Below are 17,848 nucleotides of genomic sequence, written 5' to 3'. Positions count from 1 at the left end.
AGATATTATGAAACTGCGGATATTACCCCTGCCATTACTCGCTGTCGGCCTGGTACTGGGCTGCAACCCGGATCCAAACCCACCGTCGGCGCCAGGTAGTATTAGCACACCGGCACCCGTGCCCGGTAATGCAGGCCAGCATGCCGGCAACAGTATTACAGTACGGATGAATACCGTTACTGCTGAAGGAGTGGGCGACAGTGCAGGTACTATTACTGTTACTGAAACAGCAGATGGTTTGGTATTTAAACCAGAGCTACAGGGCCTGCAAGCGGGGGAGCATGGTTTTCATGTCCATCAGAATCCCAGCTGTGAGCCGGCAATAAAAGACGGGAAACCTCAGGCAGCCGCCAGTGCTGGCAGCCATTTCGATCCGGCAGATACTAGTAAACATGCTGGCCCGGACGGGCAAGGCCACCTCGGCGATTTACCGATGATTCGTGTTGATAACAGTGGTAACCAACAGCAGGTAACAGCCGGACGGATGAAGCTGGAGGACTTGAAAAACCGCTCATTGGTTGTGCATCAGCAAGCAGATGACTACGCAACAGCGCCTTCAGGCAACAGCGGGAGCCCAATTGCATGCGGTGTCATACTGTAAAATGATCAGCGCTTATTTTAGCAGCCCGTTTTGCTGACTTTTGGCAGCGGGCTGCTGCGCAAAAATTACACACTTCGCGGTAATATTTACCCGCTCAGCAGCCTATTTTATAATCAGTTCCCAACCGGTTTGCTGCTGATATTGCACTTCCTGCTCCAGCTCAGCCCGCATCAGCGGATGTTGTTCAAGCCAGCCATCCGGCATTTTCAACGTGAGTTGCTCGCCTTTGCTGCTGATATTCACCTGCGGTAATACTTCATGCCGCCGGCGCATAGATAAAATTACGGCCAAACGCAAAATACGCGTTAAACGTACTGTTAACAGCACTGATGTCATGGTCTGGCGGGCAATAATTTCGCGGCTGATGTCAGCTCTGTGGTTGTGCACCAATGCCATTACTAGCTGCTGTTGGGCACGGGTGAAGCCAGGTAAATCGGAATGGTTAATAATATAAGCACCGTGATGATGGTGATTTTTATATTCAATCAACAAACCCAGCTCATGCAACAAAGCACCACTTCTGAGCATGCTGTGGCCTTCAAACTTCTGCAAGTCCCAGCGGCTTTGTAGCTGATTTGCCAGCTCACATGCCATATCGGCTACCCGCTCAGCATGGCGCTGATCAATAAAATAGCGCACCATCAAACTGGCCACAGTACGGTTACGTACATCCGTATGCTGTAATTGAGGTAACATACTGTATAGCACACCCTCACGCAGCGCACCGCCAGACAAGGTCATACCACTAATATTCAGCTTACGAAACAACGCAATTAAAATAGCCAGCCCGGACGGAAATACCTGCTTACGTTCTTGCGCCAGACCAACAATAGTCAGTTGCTCCATCCGGCCACACGCCAGTGCCTGCTGCATAATATCTTCCAGCCGGCTTAGGGTTATCACTTCATCTTTGCCCTGGGCAACCAGTATTTCCTGCATGGCCTGCACCGTGCCGGATGCACCTACTGCCAGTTGCCAGCCAGCTTGCCGGTACTGTTCGGCAATAGAAGCGGCCTCATGCTCTGCTGCAGCTATAGCCTGACTGAAGTTATCTTCACTTAGCTCGTCATCACTGAAATAACGCTCCAGATACGTAACACAGCCCATATTCAGGCTGGACAACAGTTGCGGCATAAAACCAGCCCCAATCACCACTTCAGTGCTGGCGCCACCGATATCGATCACCAAGCGGTTGCTATCACTATTTGAGGTATGGGCTACACCAAGATAAATAATGCGGGCTTCATCTTCGCCACTAATAACAGTTACTTTCTGGCCTAAGATGGCCTCGGCTTCTTTAAGGAAGGTTTTAACATTTTTGGCCAGCCGCAGCGTAGCGGTACCAACTATACGGATATTTTGCGGCGGTATGTCCTGCAGCCGTTCAGCAAATAATGCTAAACATTCCCAGCCACGCTTCATTGCTTTGCGGCTAAGTACCAGGTTTTCGTTTAAACCAGCAGCTAAGCGTACTTTGCGCTTTACCCGGCCAATTACCTGCACCGAGCCACCAACAACCTTGACCATCAGCATATGGAAGCTGTTGGAGCCAAGATCAATCACCGCATAGATATCCTGATGCGGTGACTGGTCGGCAGACAGTGCCGGATCAACGAGGACGGTTGCGAGGAGCTCTTGCGCCATTACTGCTACGTCCGCCCGGGCCGCTGCGACTACCGGTTCTGGCCTGACCGGCGCGGCGGCGAACCCGCGGTTTCGGCGTTTTAATATCATCCAGCAAAGCACTGGCATCGTACTGACTTACCGGGATTGGATGGCGGATATAATCTTCAATTGCAGTCAGGTTAAGCGCATAACGCTCGCAGGCAAAACTAATGGCTTTACCGCTTTCACCTGCCCGGCCAGTACGGCCAATGCGGTGTACATAGTCTTCACAGTCGTCCGGCAGGTCATAGTTAAATACATGGCTTACTTTAGGAATATGCAAGCCGCGCGCCGCAACGTCTGTCGCGACCAGAATATCCAGCTTGCCGTTGGTAAAGTCTTCCAAAATACGCAGGCGCTTTTTCTGGATCACATCACCGGTAAGCAAACCAACACGATGGCCATCGGCTTCCAGCCAGGCATGTACTTCCTCACACCAATGTTTGGTGTTAGCGAATACAATGGCTTTATCCGGCCATTCTTCTTCCATCAGCGTTAACAGCAACGGTAGCTTATGTTCGTCTGACGGATAAAACAGCTCTTCACTGATACGGCTGCCGGTCATTTCTTCTGGTGCAATATGGATATGCACCGGTTGATTCATTTTTTCAAACGCCAGTTCCTGTACCTTATAAGACAAGGTAGCTGAGAACAACAAGCTTAAACGCTCTGTCGCCGGCGGCATACGGTTAAACATAAAGCGGATGTCTTTAATAAAGCCTAAATCGAACATACGATCAGCTTCGTCCAGCACCACTACCTGAATTTGGGATAAGTCGTACAGGCCCTGCTTTAAATAATCTATTAAGCGACCCGTGGTACCAATTAAAATATCTACGCCATTTTCCAGCAACTGGCGTTGAGTATCGTACCCCTCGCCCCCATAAATTAGGCCAAGACGTAAACCGGCTTTATCAGCCAGTATTTTTGCGTCCTGATGGATCTGAACCGCCAGCTCACGCGTAGGAGCCATAATAATGGCACGCGGCTGACCAGAACCTTTGGGCTCGTGGGTAAGCAAATGGTGGAAAGTCGCGGTTAAGAACGCCAGTGTTTTACCAGTACCAGTTTGGGCCTGGCCGGCTATATCTTTACCGGCAAGTGCGAGTGGTAAACATTGAGCCTGAATAGGCGTACAATAGCCATAACCTTGCGCAGTTAACGCGTCAAGAACCTGTGGCGCCAATGCGAAATCGGCGAATTTATGTGAAGTTAAGTGTGTTTTATTCATACGGCGCTAAGCATAACCGTTACGCTTGCAATAAGGAACAGCCACGTTTAAATTGATAACACTTTTTTGCAGCCGGGCTGCATCGTACTAGCGGAGACATTAATGAGCGAAAATATTTTACAGGTTTCTGATGATAGTTTTGAAACCGACGTGCTAAAAGCCGATGCACCGGTTTTAGTCGACTTTTGGGCGGAATGGTGTGGTCCATGTAAAATGATCGCTCCTATTCTGGAAGACGTGGCAAAAGAATATGCCGGTAAAGTAACCGTGGCCAAAGTTAACATTGACCACAACCCGAACACACCGCCAAAATTCGGTATTCGGGGCATTCCTACCCTGCTATTATTTAAAAACGGTCAGGTTGCTGCCACTAAGGTTGGAGCCCTGTCAAAAACTCAGTTAAAAGAGTTTCTTGACGGTAACATCTGAAAAAATTGAAAAAGGCGTATTTTTATACGCCTTTTTCTGTTTCAATGCTGGACGCACCAGTAGCCAACTGCTATTGTGTAGCCAATTAAACGTTCTAAACCACGCTTGTCTGTCGAAAAAACCACTTCCAAACCTTATTTTATCGAACCGATAAGCATTACCCTGTTTATATATCAACAAGAAACCCAATCAATATGCATTTAACAGAACTGAAACTGAAGCCAATTAGCGAGCTGGTTGAATTGGCTGAGTCTATGGGCCAGGAAAATATGGCTCGTCTGCGCAAACAAGACATTATTTTCGCCATTTTAAAATCACACGCCAAGAACGGCGAAGAAATTTTCGGTGATGGTGTACTGGAAATCCTGCAAGACGGTTTCGGTTTTCTGCGCTCCAGCGACAGTTCTTACTTAGCAGGCCCGGACGACATTTATGTTTCACCCAGCCAGATCCGCCGCTTTAACCTGCGTACCGGTGACAGCATTTCCGGTTTAATCCGCCCGCCCAAAGAAGGCGAGCGTTACTTTGCGCTGTTAAAGGTAAACGAAGTTAACTTCGGCCGCCCGGAGCAGGCACGTAACAAAATTTTATTTGAAAACTTAACCCCGCTGCATGCTAACTCCCGTTTGCGTATGGAGCGTGGTAACGGCAGCCGTGAAGACATCACCGCCCGGGTGCTGGACTTAGCTTCACCTATCGGTAAAGGCCAACGCGGCTTAATCGTGGCACCACCTAAAGCCGGTAAGACGATTTTGCTGCAAAACATCGCACAGTCTATTGCCGCTAACCACCCGGATTGCGTATTAATGGTGCTGTTGATAGACGAGCGGCCGGAAGAAGTTACCGAAATGCAGCGTCTGGTGAAAGGAGAAGTTATTGCTTCTACCTTTGACGAGCCAGCCAGCCGCCATGTGCAGGTTGCTGAAATGGTTATCGAAAAGGCTAAACGGCTGGTTGAGCACAAAAAAGACGTTATTATCCTGCTTGACTCTATTACCCGTTTAGCCCGCGCCTATAACACTGTAATTCCCAGCTCAGGCAAAGTATTAACCGGCGGTGTTGATGCCAACGCCCTGCATAAACCGAAACGTTTTTTTGGTGCGGCACGTAATGTTGAAGAAGGCGGTAGCTTAACTATTATCGCTACTGCGCTGGTCGATACCGGCTCTAAGATGGACGAAGTAATTTACGAAGAGTTTAAAGGTACAGGTAACATGGAACTGCACCTGTCGCGTAAAATTGCCGAGCGCCGTGTATTCCCGGCTATCGACTTTAACCGCTCAGGTACCCGCCGTGAAGAATTGCTGGCGTCGCCGGAAGAGCTACAAAAAATGTGGATCCTGCGCAAAATTCTCAACCCGATGGATGAAACCGAATGTATGGAGTTTTTGATAGATCGGTTGCTGATGACCAAAACCAATGACGAATTCTTCGAAGCCATGAAACGGCAAAAAAGTTAACTGAAAACCGGCCTTGTTGCCGGTTTTTTCTTGCCTGTGGTTTAACAGCAAGACGTTGTACTGCTTTATTTTTCACAGAAGGAAGTCGCATATGACACGCCCGCGCATAGTGGTTGTTGGCGGAGGGGCTGGCGGCCTCGAGTTGGCAACCCGCTTAGGCAACAAACTTGGCCGTAAAGGCAAAGCGCATATCACCCTGATTGACCGCAACCACACTCATATCTGGAAGCCGCTGCTGCATGAAGTTGCCACCGGCACACTGGACGTGGAAATTGATCAGCTTAGTTACCGGGCTCATGCCGCTGCCCATGGCTTTGATTTTCAGTTGGGTAGCTTTTACGGCCTGGACCGGCAGCAAAAAACCGTTACGTTAGCGCCGGTATATGCCGATGATGGTGAAGAGGTACTGGCTGCGCGCCAACTGGCCTATGATTACCTGGTGTTGGCAATTGGCAGTGTGTCTAACCACTTCAATACGCCAGGTGTGGCTGAACATTGTATCTTTTTAGACAGCCCGTCTCAGGCACAGCGTTTTCAGCGCCATTTGCTGGACGCCTATTTAAAACTGAATTCACCCGGCCATCCCAAAGATAAACTGAATATCGCTATCGTAGGTGCTGGCGCTACCGGGGTTGAACTGGCGGCAGAGCTGTATCACGCCGCAGCTGAACTGAATTTATATGGCTTTGCCGATTTACGCAAAGACCGGTTAAATATCAGTGTGATAGAAGCCGGGCCCCGTATTTTACCGGCATTGCCGGAGCGTATTGCCGCGGCAGCCTTAAAAGAACTGCAAAAGCTGGGTGTAAAAGTACGCACTAACACCAAAGTAACAGCAGCCGATGCCAACGGGCTGCAATTGGGTGACGAGCATCTGGATGCTGAATTGATGGTGTGGGCAGCCGGCATTAAAGCCCCGGATTTTTTGCATAATTTAGCTGGCCTGGAAAATAACCGTATTAATCAACTGCTGGTAAACAGCAAACTGCAAACCACGCTGGATAACCGCATTTACGCCATTGGCGATTGTGCCGGTTACCCGTTACCAGACAATAAGTGGGTGCCGCCACGGGCACAGTCGGCCCATCAGATGGCCAGCCTGGTAGCAACAAATATTCTGGCTGAGCTAAATGCCAAACCGCTACGCGACTTTAACTACAAAGATCACGGTTCGCTCATTTCACTCAGCCGTTTTGGTACTGTCGGCAGTTTAATGGGCAATTTAGTGGGTGGTGCTATGATGATAGAAGGCCGTATTGCCCGGCTGGCTTATATTTCGTTGTACCGTATGCATCAGGTAGCACTGCACGGCTGGATAAAAATGCTGGTGGTCAGCTTAGTGGCCCGTATCAACCGTATTGTCCGGCCGCGGCTTAAGCTGCACTGACATTTGCTGCAGATCAGTGCTCAATCTACGTTGGGCACTGCTATCCAGCCAGCGCTGCATCGCCTGCTGATACTCTGCAGTTTGCCACAATACCGGCAATACCTGATTTATTGCCTCAATTGCTGCTTGCCCTACATTATCCTTACTACAGGTAATATAAGATACGCTGGCTACATTGGCCCCCGCTATCGCCCGGTGTTCCAAATCAGCGGGTTCAGGTAGTAACTGATTGTAATACTGCATCCGCTCCGGATACTCCACCACATAGTCAACCCGGTTACCAAGCAGCATACCTGCGGCATTGATCTCGCTGGTAAAAGCATAGCTGCTCAGATTACTGTCAGGGTGCTGCAACAGCGGCGCGATCACATCGGGGTATAGCCGGTTGGGTTGAAATGCACCGCGGATCGATGTATCCAGCGCCAGCATACGGATATCAACGCCATCTGCCTGCATAGCCGGGTGTGCCGTCAATTTACCTGTAATATAACCTACTGCCAGCGCTGGCCCTACAGCCATAGGTAAAGAAAATAACCGGTTTTGCGCGCGTTCTTCTGAATACAAGGTTCCCAGCGCACAGCTAGCGGCTTTGGGTTGCTGAAAAATCTGCTCTAATCGTGGCAGACTAACCAAACGGGTTTGATGGCTAAACTGCGGCAGCGCCGCCATGATGTGTTGTTGCAATAAGTCAAAAGTACCCTGATCCTGAAACGGGCCGCTGACGATTTGATGTGGCGGCCAGTCGGTTTGTAGCCAGGTAAGTTGTGGTTTGGCGTATGCACTGCTGGCCAGTAGCAAAAGCAGACAACGTAATAGCATGAATGCGCCCCGTTATTGATTGGTTTAACTGTAGTCAATAACGGGGCGCAACGTCAATCAGCCACTCTCTCAACCAATAGTATGATGCACCAGCGGATAGGGTTCTGCTACTGTAGCCACACTCAGTGTAGCCAGATATTCATTTGCGGCACCTGTTGCTGCATCTTTACTACCAGCATGCACTTTGGCAATCACATCGCCCTGCTGCACCTTGCTGCCTGCCGGCAGAATATGGCTAAAGCCTACCGCGGGGTCAATTTGTTGGCTGGGGTGCGAACGGCCACCACCTAAGCGCACCACCGCCATACCTAAGCCTACAGTATTGTGGTAACTCAGGTAGCCGCTTTGTGGGGCTATAATATCCTGCACCACCGGCGCTGCGGCCAGATACTGCTGCGGTTTTTCAATTAAATCGGCCGGGCCGCCTAAAGCGGCCACCATTCTGGCAAAAATCTCTGCAGCTTTACCTGAACTTAAGCTCTGTTCCAGCGCAGCAATAGCGCTGGCTTTGTCCTGATAAAGCCCGCCCAGTTGCAACATATTGGCTCCCAGCTCCAGCGTAACCTGATGCAACCTTGGCTCACGGTATTTGCCGGTTAAATAATCCAGCGTTTCGATCACCTCCAGTGCATTACCAGCCGTAGTGCCTAAGATCTGGTTCATATCTGTCAGCAATGCCCGTGTGGGTACACCGGCACCATTAGCAACATTAACAATGCTGGTAGCCAGTGCCGAAGCATCATCAACACTACGCATAATGGCGCCGTTACCTATTTTTACATCCATGACCAGCGCATCTAAACCTTCGGATAACTTTTTCGACAAAATAGAGGCGGTGATCAGCGGAATAGATTCTACCGTGGCGGTAACATCACGAATAGCATATAAACGCCGGTCGGCCGGTGCCAACTGGCTGCTCTGGCCGACAATAACGCAACCTAGCTCAGGCAATAGCTGCTGAATTTTTTCCAGCGGTTGAGTACAACTATAACCGGGAATCGTTTCCAGTTTATCTACCGTACCACCGGTATGGCCCAAACCACGGCCGGCAATACTGGGCATAAAGGCGCCACAGGCTGCAACCATCGGCGCCAGCATCAGAGTAACTTTATCACCAACACCACCGGTACTGTGTTTATCTACCACCGGGCCATTTAACTTACCCTGCCAGTTAAGCACTGTGCCACTGTCACGCATTCCCAGCGTTAACGCTACAATTTCGTCAGTCTGCATGCCATTCAAATAAATAGCCATTGCCAGCGCTGCTACCTGGCCTTCGCTGAAGCTATCGTCGGTTAAACCGCGGACAAATTGCTGAATTTCAGCCTGATTTAAATTGCCGCCGTTACGTTTGGTTTTAATAATTTCCTGCGGGATCATCTATTACGCTCCAACTTTAGTGCTGTTGGCCAGATAGGTTGGTGTAAAAGCAGCTGGCAGTAATTCGCCTAAGCTCCAGTTTTGTTGCTGGTGCAAATGGTTACAACTGGCTATAGGTGCATTGGGGCTGAAAAATTCGGCGATCACCTGACGACAGATACCGCACGGCGGCGTTAGCATTTGTTGCGGTGTGTACACCATTAAAGCCGTAAATTTACGCTCACCTGCTACTACAGCTGCACCTATGGCATTGCGCTCGGCACACACTGTACCTCCGTATGAGGCGTTTTCAACGTTGCAGCCGGTATAAATTTTGCCACTTTCGGCCAGTACTGCTACGCCAACAGGGAATTTGCTGTAAGGCGCATAAGCCTGCGCCGCGGCGTATTGTGCTGCCTGTTGCAGGGCAGCCCAGTTAATTTCGCTCACTGGTTAAACTCATGTTGGTTATGGCCGTATAGTGTTACTGCGAATACCGCTGTGGTCAAGCCCTGACTAAACGGCGCTGAAACAGCCACAAACAGCCAAATAACCAGAGACTGGCCAGCGGTATCAGCCAAAATGCCTGCGCAATACCAGCCTGCTGCGCCCAAACTCCGGTTAACAAACCGGCAAACTGAAAACCAATTGAGCTACCGATACTGGCAATACCGGATAGTACAGGGCCGTTGTCGCTGTCCAGATCCATGGCAGTAGATAACATCAGCGGAAACAAACCACCCACACCAAGCCCCAGCAGAAAATTACCCAGTGCCAGCAATTCGCTACCCGCGCTTAACTTAACCACAAAAGCACCAACTACTGTAAAAGCACCTAACAGCAGCATTAGCCGGGCGCTGCTTAACCAGCGTAGCAGCAGCGCAAAGCCCAACCGGCTTAACACCATACCACCGGTAAACCATGCTAATAGTAAACGGGCATTTTCAGCCTGATAGCCTAAACCGTCTACCGCGTAACTAACAAACCAGTTGCCCTGGCCCCACTCTGCCGCACCGTAGCCAACCATCACCAATAACAGCAATAAAAAAACAGGCTGGCGCAGCACAGTAATATAAGACAGGCTTTTACCACCGCCAGGGCTGCGCCCGGCCAGCACAGGCTGCATTCTGGCAACCTGCCAGCTGTATAAGCCAACAATCAGTAAACACAGTGCAATAATGCGTATTGGCCAGCGCCAGTCATCCAGTACCCAATACAGCATCACCACCCATAACGGCGCAGTTAGGGTGCCAAGGCTGAACATAAAATCCATTAATCCCATCATGGCAGCACGTTTATTGGCAAACAACCGGGCTATAAGAGTATGGCCTATGGTAAACATTACCGAATAAGTCAGCCCCACCAGAACAATCAGTGGCAGCAACAGCTGCCAGTTAACCACCACCGATAGCAGGCTTAACAAAATCGATTCAGTAATGGCTAAAAATGCAAACAGGCGCAGAAAATGAAACTTCTGCACGTATTTTCCGCCAATGATGGCACCGACAATAGTACCTGCCGACATTAAGCTGAAAAACACGCCACTGATCGCTGGAGCCATATTTAACGCCTTGGCCATGTCAGGTAGCAGCATACCCCAGAGAATAATCAGGTTACCCAATAAGAAAAAACCGCTGAAGATCACCGCGGTGGGGTGTAAGCGCGACATAGCCGTTCCTTGTAATGCCGGTAAATGGTAATACCGGTAAATGAAAATACTGCAGGACTGTAAAAGCTTAGCTCAGCACAAAAGCATCAGCATCAAGATGGGCCGGAAATAGTTGCCGGTACTGTTTAAGCTGTGCATAGTCTACCGCAGCACGCAGCACACCGGCTTGTGCCGGAGCATGATCTGCGACAATCTGCCCCTGGTAATCGACAATCAGGCTGTCACCGCTATATTCCACGCTATTGCCGTCGCTCCCCACACAGTTACAACCCAGTACAAAGGCCTGGTTTTCTATCGCCCGCGCCTGCAACAATGTACGCCAGGCATGGCGTCTTGCGGCTGGCCAGTTGGCAACATAAAGCGCGATATCATAATCGTTGCGGTTGCGGCTAAATACCGGAAAGCGCAGGTCGTAGCACACCTGCAACAAAAAGCGCCAGCCGCGCCAGTTCACTATTACCCGCTGCTCACCGGCAATGTAAGCCTGATGTTCACCTGCCATGCGAAACAGATGTTTTTTGTCGTAAAAACTGACATCGCCCTCAGGCGTAACAAAATAGCAGCGGTTTACACAGCCGTTGCCGGTGCGGGTTGCCACCGAGCCCACCAGTGCAGCGCCTGTCCGCCGTGCTTGCTCTTGCAACCAGTCCAGGGTATCGCCTTCAGGTTCAGCTATATGCTGGCTGTGCATCGAAAAACCGGTAGTAAACATTTCCGGCAATAAAATGATATCTGCCCCCTGAATGCAGCTGATTTGCCCGGCCAGTTGTTGCCGGTTTGCCACAGGGTTTTGCCAGACCAAAGCCGTTTGCACCAGGGCAATATTTAGCGCTGTTGTTATATCCGGCATAACACCTCCGCAGCAGCGGCTAGCGTACTGCTTTGTTTGGCAAAACAAAAACGGACGATTCGCCGCTGTGGGGGCTGGTTATAAAACACCGACAACGGGATCGCCGCAACTTTGTGCTCAATAGTCAGCCAACGGCAAAACGCCACATCGTCCAGATCGCTAACAGCGCTATAATCGGCCAGCTGAAAATAGGTGCCCTGACAAGGCAATAGTTGCAACCGGCTACCTTGTAACAGGCTGGCAAACTGATCACGCTTATGCTGATAAAACGCCGCCAGGCCACTAACCTGCTGCGACTGATGCTGCAGCATACCTGCAATAGCATGCTGTGCCGGAGTAAAACTGGAGAAGGTGACATACTGATGAATTTTGCGAAATTCTGTCATTAACGCATCGGGCGCCACGCAATAACCCAGTTTCCAGCCGGTAACATGAAAGGTTTTACCAAAAGACGATACGATAAAAGTACGCTGTGCCAGATCAGCAAAATTGTTGGCACTTAGCTGTGGCATGCCATCAAACACCATATGCTCGTACACTTCGTCGCTGATACAGTACAGATTATGCTTTAAAACCAGTTGCTGCAGAGTTAGCCAATCTCCGTTACTGAATACCATACCAGTCGGATTATGCGGGCTATTAACAATAATCAGTTTGGTACGCGGGGTTATTGCCTCAGCAACTTGCTGCCAGTTAATGCGGTAATCCGGCGCATTAAGCGCAATATGCACCGCTGTGCCACCGTTTAACTGAATGGCAGGTGCGTAGCTGTCGTAAGCCGGATCAAACACAATCACTTCATCCCCCGGCGCTACTACGGTACTAATGGCAACAAACAGCGCTTCTGTTGCGCCGCTGGTTACCGTTACCTGCTGCCCGGCACATACTATGCGGCCATAACAACGCTGTACCAAAGCGGCTATTTGCTCACGTAACGGTGCTACACCCGGCATCGGTGCATATTGATTAAGCCCTTGCTGGCTGTAATCACTCAGGTACTGCAGCAATAAATTGTCGGGGGCAAAATCGGGAAACCCCTGAGATAAATTAATAGCTTGTTGCTGCGCAGCCAGTTGCGACATCTGGCTGAAGATAGTAGTACCAACGGTTGGCAGTTTGCTTTTGAATGTCATGCGGGCAAGAAAAAGTTGCTAAAACCGGCTTGAATGCTATCATTTAGCCCGTTTTATGTATAGACATCTAAACGTTCAAACGTGTAATAACCAGGTCTGAGAATAATGAACGACTCTGCGCAGCAGCATCAGCTTAACCCCAATGCCATCGCTTTATGCACGTTAGGCCGGTGGATCGCCAACCGGCACTGGGTGCCTGCTACCGGCGGCAATTTCTCTGTTCGCAGTACCGGGCACAGTGCCCTGATTACTGCATCAGGCAAAGACAAAGGCGAGTTAAGCCCGCACGATTTACTTCCTGTTAGCTGGCTAAATGGCCAGTTAACCTGCCCGGGTACCCCCTCTGCCGAAACAGCCCTGCATGCACAGCTTTATCAGCTGGACAGCCGGATTAAAGCCGTGTTGCATACACACTCCGTGCACGCTACCGTGTTTTCGCGGCTAATAAACCACGACAACTATGACTTTCAGGGCTACGAAATGCAAAAAGCCATTAGCGGGAATAGCAGCCACGAAACATCCTGCCCGCTGGCGCTGTTTGACAATACCCAGGATATCCCGGCACTGGCACAACAAGTGGCTAAGCGCTGGCAACAGCAACCTCTGAATTTTGCTTTATTAGTGCGTGGCCATGGCCTCTATGTTTGGGGTTACAGCCTGGAACAGGCAAAAAGGCATTTAGAAGGCTGGGAGTTTCTTATAAACTGCGAGCTGGAACGATTAAAGCTAGCAAGGTAAACCGTGAAGTATTCCGCCATTATTACTGATATTGAAGGCACTACCAGCCGGATAAGTTTTGTCACTGATATACTCTTCCCCTATGCCGCACGCGAATTGCCCGCCTTTATCCGGGCTAATGCTACACAGCCAGATGTTGCAACGGCACTGACCGCCTGCCGCGAGCTGATGCAGCAACCTGCCGCTGGCACAGAGCAAATTATTACCAAGTTGCTGCAATGGATAACCGACGATAAAAAAGTGACGCCACTAAAAGCTTTACAGGGTATGGTATGGCAGCATGGCTACCAAAGTGGGGCTTTTACCGGTCATTTGTATGCCGATGCGGCCACGCAGTTGCAATACTGGCATAGCAAGGGTATTAAGCTTTATGTCTATAGCTCAGGCTCCGTGCAGGCACAGCAATTATTGTTTCAGTACAGCGATTATGGCGATTTAACAACATTATTTAACGGCTATTTTGACACCCGTATTGGCGCCAAGCGTGAGATTTCATCTTACGCCGCTATTTTGCAGCAATTGCAGCTACCGCCGAAACAGGTGTTGTTTTTGTCTGATGTTGTAGCCGAACTTGATGCTGCCAGAGCACTGGGTATTGCCACAGTGCAGTTAATCCGCGAGGGCCAGCCTACAGCCAATCACCCTGTTGCCCATAGCTTTGATCAGATCCGGGAGCAAATGTCATGAGCCGCCTCACCGTTTATAGTAGCGACAACGCTGCTTACCCATTGTTTGACAGCAACAACAGCCAGCATATCAGCACTGAGCTGGCCAAAGCCGATATCCGCTTTGAACAATGGCAAGCCGGCGCCCTTGTAACCGCACACAGCAGCAATGAAGACATCCTGCAGGCTTATGCGGCAGATATTCAGCGGCTAAAAGCCGAACGGGGTTATGTTACGGTTGATGTCATTTCACTTAGCGCTAGCCACCCTGATAAAGCTGCGCTCAGGCAAAAATTTCTGGCAGAGCATACCCATAGTGAAGACGAAGTGCGCTTTTTTGTCCGTGGCCAGGGTCTGTTTTGTCTGCATATTGCCGGTAAGGTCTATCAGGTATTGTGCCAACAAAACGATCTGATTAGCGTACCTGCCGGTACCCCACACTGGTTTGACATGGGCAGCGAGCCGGAATTTACCGCCATCCGGCTGTTTAATAATGCCGACGGCTGGGTAGCAAACTTTACCGGCAGTACCCTAGCCAGCAACTTTCCGTTACTGACATAAATCAGCGCCAGCATACTGATTTAAACAACAATTTATCTACATCTTTTATGGCCAGCAGCTGCATTTTAATGCAGCCGCTGCGCTAAACTGGCGCAATCAGCAACCATCGCAAATCACTAAACTATGATTTTACTGATGATCCGCTTTGGTGCAGTTTATGCAGTATATTAAGCAGGAATTCAGTGTTGTTAATGATAATGCAACCTTCATCTACTAAAACCAGCGATACCAAATGAGATCGAGTGCCACATAATGCCAATGCATACACCCATGCGCGGCCTGCGTTGTTTTTGTGTCGCAGCAGACTGTTTAAGCTTTAAAGAAACAGCAAAACGGCTGTACCTGACACCCTCTGCAGTAAGCCACCAGATTAAACAGCTGGAAGACAACCTCAACCTGCAGTTATTTGAACGCCAAACCCGCGCCATAGTGCTGACAGAAACCGGAACGCGCTTTTATCAGTCTATTCAACCTCTTATGCAGCAACTGGCGGCTACAATAGGCGAGTTCAGCCAGGCACAGCGCATGCAGGAAGTCAGCATTTCGATGCCGGAATTTTTTGCCAGCGAATTGTTTGTGCCGCGGCTTATTGGCTGGTCAGAGCAATATCCCAACATTAACCTGAAACTGGAGACGGTAAAATCACGCCGCGACAGCCAGAAATATACTGATTTGTCGATTATCCTGTCGGGCAAAAAGCCAGAAGAAAACATCGCCTACGACTTATTCCCCATAAGCTATGTGCCAGCCTGTAATGCCCAGCAGTACCAGCAGTGGCACAGTAAAGGTTATCGCATTCTGGAAAAGGTACCGCTGCTATTGCATCAGGCCCGCCCCTACGCCTGGCATCGCTGGGCAGAGCACGTCGGTTACCACAATTTCAGGCCAAAACAAATTATTCAGCTGGACAGTATGTTCAGTGTCGCCCGCGCAGCACAACAGGGCTTAGGCGTAGCGCTAATCCCGCTGCCTATCAGCAACGGCTGGTTTACCAACGGCAGCCTGCAGCGCTTATTCGAGCAAGAATTGCTTAGCAGAGACCGCTACTATCTGGTTCGCCACGATAACGATCCTACCCGCGATGAAATTCAGTTATTAATTGACTGGATCCTGCAGAGTTTTCATTTAGATAAGTAAATCCCTGCCATCTCAGGCTGTATGACAAACATTAGCGACTCATAGGTGAATTTTTTTCACCTGTCGCATTTTTTTTTATCGTTTGTCAAGTTTAGTGCTTTTGCTCAAACTTACATCTGCAGACCGATAGCGGCTGCCTGGATGGGAAATTGGGAGCAACACACTATGAAAGCGAGATCAGTTAAATTAGGCAGTTCTTTGGCGTTGATGCTGATGGCCTCGGGTTCATTTCTCGCATCAGCCAACACCAATGGCTATAAAATGGTACTTATTGAAGATACTCCTGGCGTAGCCGCCTTACAGGCTGGTCAATTTGATCAGGGTATCAGCGAAACCTTAAACAGCAATGCTGAAGTGGATAACTTCTCACGCCAGATGAGCCTGTGCGTTGGCTTTACCAAAAGCGGCAAACTGGAGCAGGCATCAGGTGCATGCGACAAAGCGGTATCAGCAGCTCAACAGTTTAATCACGTTAGCAGCAGCGACAAGCGCGAAATGCGTGCTTACGCTCTGACTAACCGCGGTGTACTGCGCCTGTTGCAAAACAACAACCTGGCCGCACTGTCTGATTTTAGCCGCGCAGCTGAGTTAAGCCGTAGCGACGTTAACCTGCACAACCTGCAGCGTTTAGAGTTAGCACTGAACAAAGCCAACAATGGTTTAGACATCGCGATGGTGTCAGCAGAGTAAGTAACTTCTGCGATGTAACAGCAACAAAGGTTATTGCAGAGTAAGCGCCTGCATTAACCTGTAAGGAACCCCGGCAGTAAACAGAGTAAGCGCCTGTTCACTGCAACAACGATTACACTCCCCCGTGTATGCAGAGTTACTACTCCCCGGTGTAACTCTGCTTTTTTTGCGTCGGAATTTACGCGATAGCGAACAGCTGGAACCTCGAATTGGGCGTCACAGAATGTCTGAGTGAGCGCGCCAGCGCGAGCGACAAATTCGTCGGGAATGAATTTGAACAGCTTTAGCTGGCTTGCGTAGGGCAGGAAGCCCGAAGTAGTTGCTGTGACGAGCCAAGGCGAGTGTTGTAGCTGTTGCTGTTGTTTCTGTAATTAAGCAAACTGCTTTAACACCCCAGCGGCGATATCAGCTTGTGAATATACGCCGGTATCCAGCACCCAGCCTGTTACCAACGCTGCGGGCGTTACGTCAAACGCCGGGTTAAATACCGCCGCATCTTCCGGTGCCCAAATCGCTGTGCCAAAAGCCCCGCTAACACCGCGAACTTCATCAGCATGGCGCTGCTCAATCGGTATGGCACTACCATCTGCGCAGGCTAAATCTACCGTGGTGTGGGGTGCAACCACATAAAATGGCACTTTATGATAGTGCGCCAGCACAGCCAGCGAGTAAGTGCCGACTTTATTGGCAAAATCACCGTTGGCAGCGATGCGATCTGAACCGACAAAAATGCAATCAACCTGACCTCGGGCCATCAGCATCGCCGCCATATTGTCGCAAATAAGCTGATAAGGAATACCCAGTTGCCTACATTCCCATGCAGTTAAGCGCCCGCCCTGTAACAGTGGCCGGGTTTCATCTACCCAAAGGCGGATATTTTTGCCCTGCTGATGAGCCAGATTAACTACTCCAAGCGCTGTACCTACACCTGCTGTGGCCAGGCCTCCGGTATTGCAGTGCGTTAACAACTGTTCGCCATCCTGTACCAGTGCGGCACCATGGTGTGCCATATTCAGGCATAGCTGCACATCTTGCGCAAACAGTTGCCCGGCACAATCAATGGCGGCCGTTTTAAAATCGGCTTGTTGCAGTGCCGCTATCATGCTGTCAAGGTTATTCATCAGGTTAACTGCCGTAGGCCGGGCTGCGCGCAGCACTTCGGCATCAAGCAGCAGCTGCTCACGGCTGTCGCCCATGCTGGCGCGATATGCCAGTAACAAGCTTGCACCTATACCAATGGCTGGGGCACCACGTAACTGTAACGCTTTAATCATGGCAACCATGTCTGTAACTGTCTGGCAAGGCAGCCATTTTTGTTGTTGTGGCAGTAAAGTCTGATCCAGCACATACAGCTCGCCCTGTATCGTTTTCAGGCTCAGTGCTGTTAAGTTTTTCATAGCTTATTCCTGTTTGGCGTTGCAGACGTCTATAAGGTTTGCGATTATGCAGCCCTG

At 50.0% G+C, this 17,848-nt stretch carries 18 protein-coding genes; 9 read left to right on the top strand and 9 right to left on the bottom strand.

The features are described 5' to 3' along the window. Positions 1 to 7: 7 nt before the first annotated feature. Positions 8 to 601, top strand: a complete 594-nt coding sequence (sodC, locus tag M2404_RS13445; RefSeq protein ID WP_259240265.1) for a superoxide dismutase [Cu-Zn] SodC — start codon at positions 8 to 10, stop codon at positions 599 to 601. 102 nt (positions 602 to 703) lie between these two features. On the opposite strand, the gene gppA is transcribed toward sodC, so the two are convergent. Beyond that, entirely contained in the window at positions 704 to 2,245 is a 1,542-nt protein-coding gene (gene gppA, locus M2404_RS13440) for a guanosine-5'-triphosphate,3'-diphosphate diphosphatase (RefSeq protein WP_259240264.1), read from the bottom strand. After that, positions 2,211 to 3,497 carry an ATP-dependent RNA helicase RhlB gene (gene rhlB, locus M2404_RS13435; RefSeq protein WP_259240263.1) on the bottom strand — a complete coding sequence of 429 codons (1,287 nt, stop codon included), beginning with the start codon at positions 3,495 to 3,497 and terminating at the stop codon, positions 2,211 to 2,213. Before rhlB ends, gppA begins: the two co-directional genes overlap by 35 nt. Before the next feature lie 102 nt (positions 3,498 to 3,599). Between rhlB and trxA the strand changes: the two genes are divergently transcribed. The 3 genes from trxA to M2404_RS13420 all read left to right on the top strand — a co-directional run bounded on the left by trxA (position 3,600) and on the right by M2404_RS13420 (position 6,773). Beyond that, a complete protein-coding gene (gene trxA / locus M2404_RS13430; RefSeq protein ID WP_068237566.1) occupies positions 3,600 to 3,926 on the top strand; it encodes a thioredoxin TrxA in 327 nt (108 codons plus the stop codon). 194 nt (positions 3,927 to 4,120) lie between these two features. Then, positions 4,121 to 5,386 (top strand): transcription termination factor Rho, encoded by a 1,266-nt coding sequence (rho, locus tag M2404_RS13425; RefSeq protein ID WP_215398895.1) that lies wholly within the window; start codon positions 4,121 to 4,123, stop codon positions 5,384 to 5,386. Between the two features lie 91 nt (positions 5,387 to 5,477). Then, positions 5,478 to 6,773, top strand: a complete 1,296-nt coding sequence (locus M2404_RS13420; protein ID WP_259240262.1) for an NAD(P)/FAD-dependent oxidoreductase — start codon at positions 5,478 to 5,480, stop codon at positions 6,771 to 6,773. Here M2404_RS13420 and M2404_RS13415 read toward each other — a convergent pair. The 6 genes from M2404_RS13415 to M2404_RS13390 form a co-directional block, all read right to left on the bottom strand. Beyond that, the gene (locus M2404_RS13415) at positions 6,723 to 7,592 is read right to left on the bottom strand and encodes a TIGR02285 family protein (RefSeq protein ID WP_259240261.1); all 870 of its coding nucleotides are present in this window, start codon (positions 7,590 to 7,592) and stop codon (positions 6,723 to 6,725) included. The genes M2404_RS13420 and M2404_RS13415 overlap by 51 nt on opposite strands. A 69-nt stretch (positions 7,593 to 7,661) precedes the next feature. Beyond that, positions 7,662 to 8,972: a thymidine phosphorylase gene (deoA, locus tag M2404_RS13410; protein ID WP_259240260.1), complete on the bottom strand. Its 1,311-nt coding sequence runs from the start codon at positions 8,970 to 8,972 to the stop codon at positions 7,662 to 7,664. A 3-nt stretch (positions 8,973 to 8,975) separates the two neighbouring features. Further along, the gene (locus tag M2404_RS13405; protein ID WP_259240259.1) at positions 8,976 to 9,401 is read right to left on the bottom strand and encodes a cytidine deaminase; all 426 of its coding nucleotides are present in this window, start codon (positions 9,399 to 9,401) and stop codon (positions 8,976 to 8,978) included. Positions 9,402 to 9,456: 55 nt separating this feature from the next. Beyond that, positions 9,457 to 10,620: an MFS transporter gene (locus tag M2404_RS13400; protein WP_259240258.1), complete on the bottom strand. Its 1,164-nt coding sequence runs from the start codon at positions 10,618 to 10,620 to the stop codon at positions 9,457 to 9,459. A 67-nt stretch (positions 10,621 to 10,687) separates the two neighbouring features. Beyond that, a complete protein-coding gene (locus M2404_RS13395) occupies positions 10,688 to 11,470 on the bottom strand; it encodes an amidohydrolase (RefSeq protein WP_259240257.1) in 783 nt (260 codons plus the stop codon). After that, on the bottom strand, positions 11,458 to 12,603 hold the full coding sequence (locus tag M2404_RS13390; protein WP_259240256.1) for a methionine aminotransferase: 1,146 nt from the start codon (positions 12,601 to 12,603) through the stop codon (positions 11,458 to 11,460). The genes M2404_RS13395 and M2404_RS13390 overlap by 13 nt, the downstream gene beginning before the upstream one ends. A 105-nt stretch (positions 12,604 to 12,708) precedes the next feature. On the opposite strand from M2404_RS13390, the gene M2404_RS13385 reads away from it, so the two are divergent. From M2404_RS13385 to M2404_RS13365, 5 genes are all read left to right on the top strand, one after another. Next, the gene (locus M2404_RS13385) at positions 12,709 to 13,341 is read left to right on the top strand and encodes a methylthioribulose 1-phosphate dehydratase (protein WP_259240255.1); all 633 of its coding nucleotides are present in this window, start codon (positions 12,709 to 12,711) and stop codon (positions 13,339 to 13,341) included. Positions 13,342 to 13,344: 3 nt separating this feature from the next. Beyond that, complete coding sequence (gene mtnC, locus M2404_RS13380) at positions 13,345 to 14,028, top strand: acireductone synthase (protein WP_259240254.1); 684 nt, start codon at positions 13,345 to 13,347, stop codon at positions 14,026 to 14,028. Further along, positions 14,025 to 14,567, top strand: a complete 543-nt coding sequence (locus M2404_RS13375) for a 1,2-dihydroxy-3-keto-5-methylthiopentene dioxygenase (RefSeq protein ID WP_259240253.1) — start codon at positions 14,025 to 14,027, stop codon at positions 14,565 to 14,567. Before mtnC ends, M2404_RS13375 begins: the two co-directional genes overlap by 4 nt. Positions 14,568 to 14,819: 252 nt before the next feature. After that, on the top strand, positions 14,820 to 15,704 hold the full coding sequence (locus M2404_RS13370) for a LysR family transcriptional regulator (protein ID WP_259240252.1): 885 nt from the start codon (positions 14,820 to 14,822) through the stop codon (positions 15,702 to 15,704). Between the two features lie 165 nt (positions 15,705 to 15,869). Further along, positions 15,870 to 16,394, top strand: coding sequence for a tetratricopeptide repeat protein (locus M2404_RS13365; RefSeq protein WP_259240251.1), 525 nt, complete (start codon positions 15,870 to 15,872; stop codon positions 16,392 to 16,394). 371 nt (positions 16,395 to 16,765) lie between these two features. On the opposite strand, the gene mtnA is transcribed toward M2404_RS13365, so the two are convergent. Beyond that, positions 16,766 to 17,791, bottom strand: coding sequence for an S-methyl-5-thioribose-1-phosphate isomerase (gene mtnA, locus M2404_RS13360; protein ID WP_259240250.1), 1,026 nt, complete (start codon positions 17,789 to 17,791; stop codon positions 16,766 to 16,768). Positions 17,792 to 17,848 lie beyond the last annotated feature (57 nt).

It is taken from the genome of Rheinheimera pacifica (assembly GCF_024809855.1).
Classification (GTDB): Bacteria; Pseudomonadota; Gammaproteobacteria; order Enterobacterales; family Alteromonadaceae; genus Alishewanella; species Alishewanella pacifica_A.
This window is presented reverse-complemented; position numbering and strand designations above follow the sequence as displayed.

What these genes read in the sequence shown, in the direction of transcription:
- sodC (WP_259240265.1), top strand. Translation starts at nt 8, where the DNA reads ATGAAACTGCGGATATTACCCCTGCCATTACTCGCTGTCGGCCTGGTA.
- gppA (WP_259240264.1), bottom strand. Translation starts at nt 2,245, where the DNA reads ATGGCGCAAGAGCTCCTCGCAACCGTCCTCGTTGATCCGGCACTGTCT.
- rhlB (WP_259240263.1), bottom strand. Translation starts at nt 3,497, where the DNA reads ATGAATAAAACACACTTAACTTCACATAAATTCGCCGATTTCGCATTG.
- trxA (WP_068237566.1), top strand. Translation starts at nt 3,600, where the DNA reads ATGAGCGAAAATATTTTACAGGTTTCTGATGATAGTTTTGAAACCGAC.
- rho (WP_215398895.1), top strand. Translation starts at nt 4,121, where the DNA reads ATGCATTTAACAGAACTGAAACTGAAGCCAATTAGCGAGCTGGTTGAA.
- M2404_RS13420 (WP_259240262.1), top strand. Translation starts at nt 5,478, where the DNA reads ATGACACGCCCGCGCATAGTGGTTGTTGGCGGAGGGGCTGGCGGCCTC.
- M2404_RS13415 (WP_259240261.1), bottom strand. Translation starts at nt 7,592, where the DNA reads ATGCTATTACGTTGTCTGCTTTTGCTACTGGCCAGCAGTGCATACGCC.
- deoA (WP_259240260.1), bottom strand. Translation starts at nt 8,972, where the DNA reads ATGATCCCGCAGGAAATTATTAAAACCAAACGTAACGGCGGCAATTTA.
- M2404_RS13400 (WP_259240258.1), bottom strand. Translation starts at nt 10,620, where the DNA reads ATGTCGCGCTTACACCCCACCGCGGTGATCTTCAGCGGTTTTTTCTTA.
- M2404_RS13395 (WP_259240257.1), bottom strand. Translation starts at nt 11,470, where the DNA reads ATGCCGGATATAACAACAGCGCTAAATATTGCCCTGGTGCAAACGGCT.
- M2404_RS13390 (WP_259240256.1), bottom strand. Translation starts at nt 12,603, where the DNA reads ATGACATTCAAAAGCAAACTGCCAACCGTTGGTACTACTATCTTCAGC.
- M2404_RS13385 (WP_259240255.1), top strand. Translation starts at nt 12,709, where the DNA reads ATGAACGACTCTGCGCAGCAGCATCAGCTTAACCCCAATGCCATCGCT.
- M2404_RS13375 (WP_259240253.1), top strand. Translation starts at nt 14,025, where the DNA reads ATGAGCCGCCTCACCGTTTATAGTAGCGACAACGCTGCTTACCCATTG.
- M2404_RS13370 (WP_259240252.1), top strand. Translation starts at nt 14,820, where the DNA reads ATGCCAATGCATACACCCATGCGCGGCCTGCGTTGTTTTTGTGTCGCA.
- M2404_RS13365 (WP_259240251.1), top strand. Translation starts at nt 15,870, where the DNA reads ATGAAAGCGAGATCAGTTAAATTAGGCAGTTCTTTGGCGTTGATGCTG.
- mtnA (WP_259240250.1), bottom strand. Translation starts at nt 17,791, where the DNA reads ATGAAAAACTTAACAGCACTGAGCCTGAAAACGATACAGGGCGAGCTG.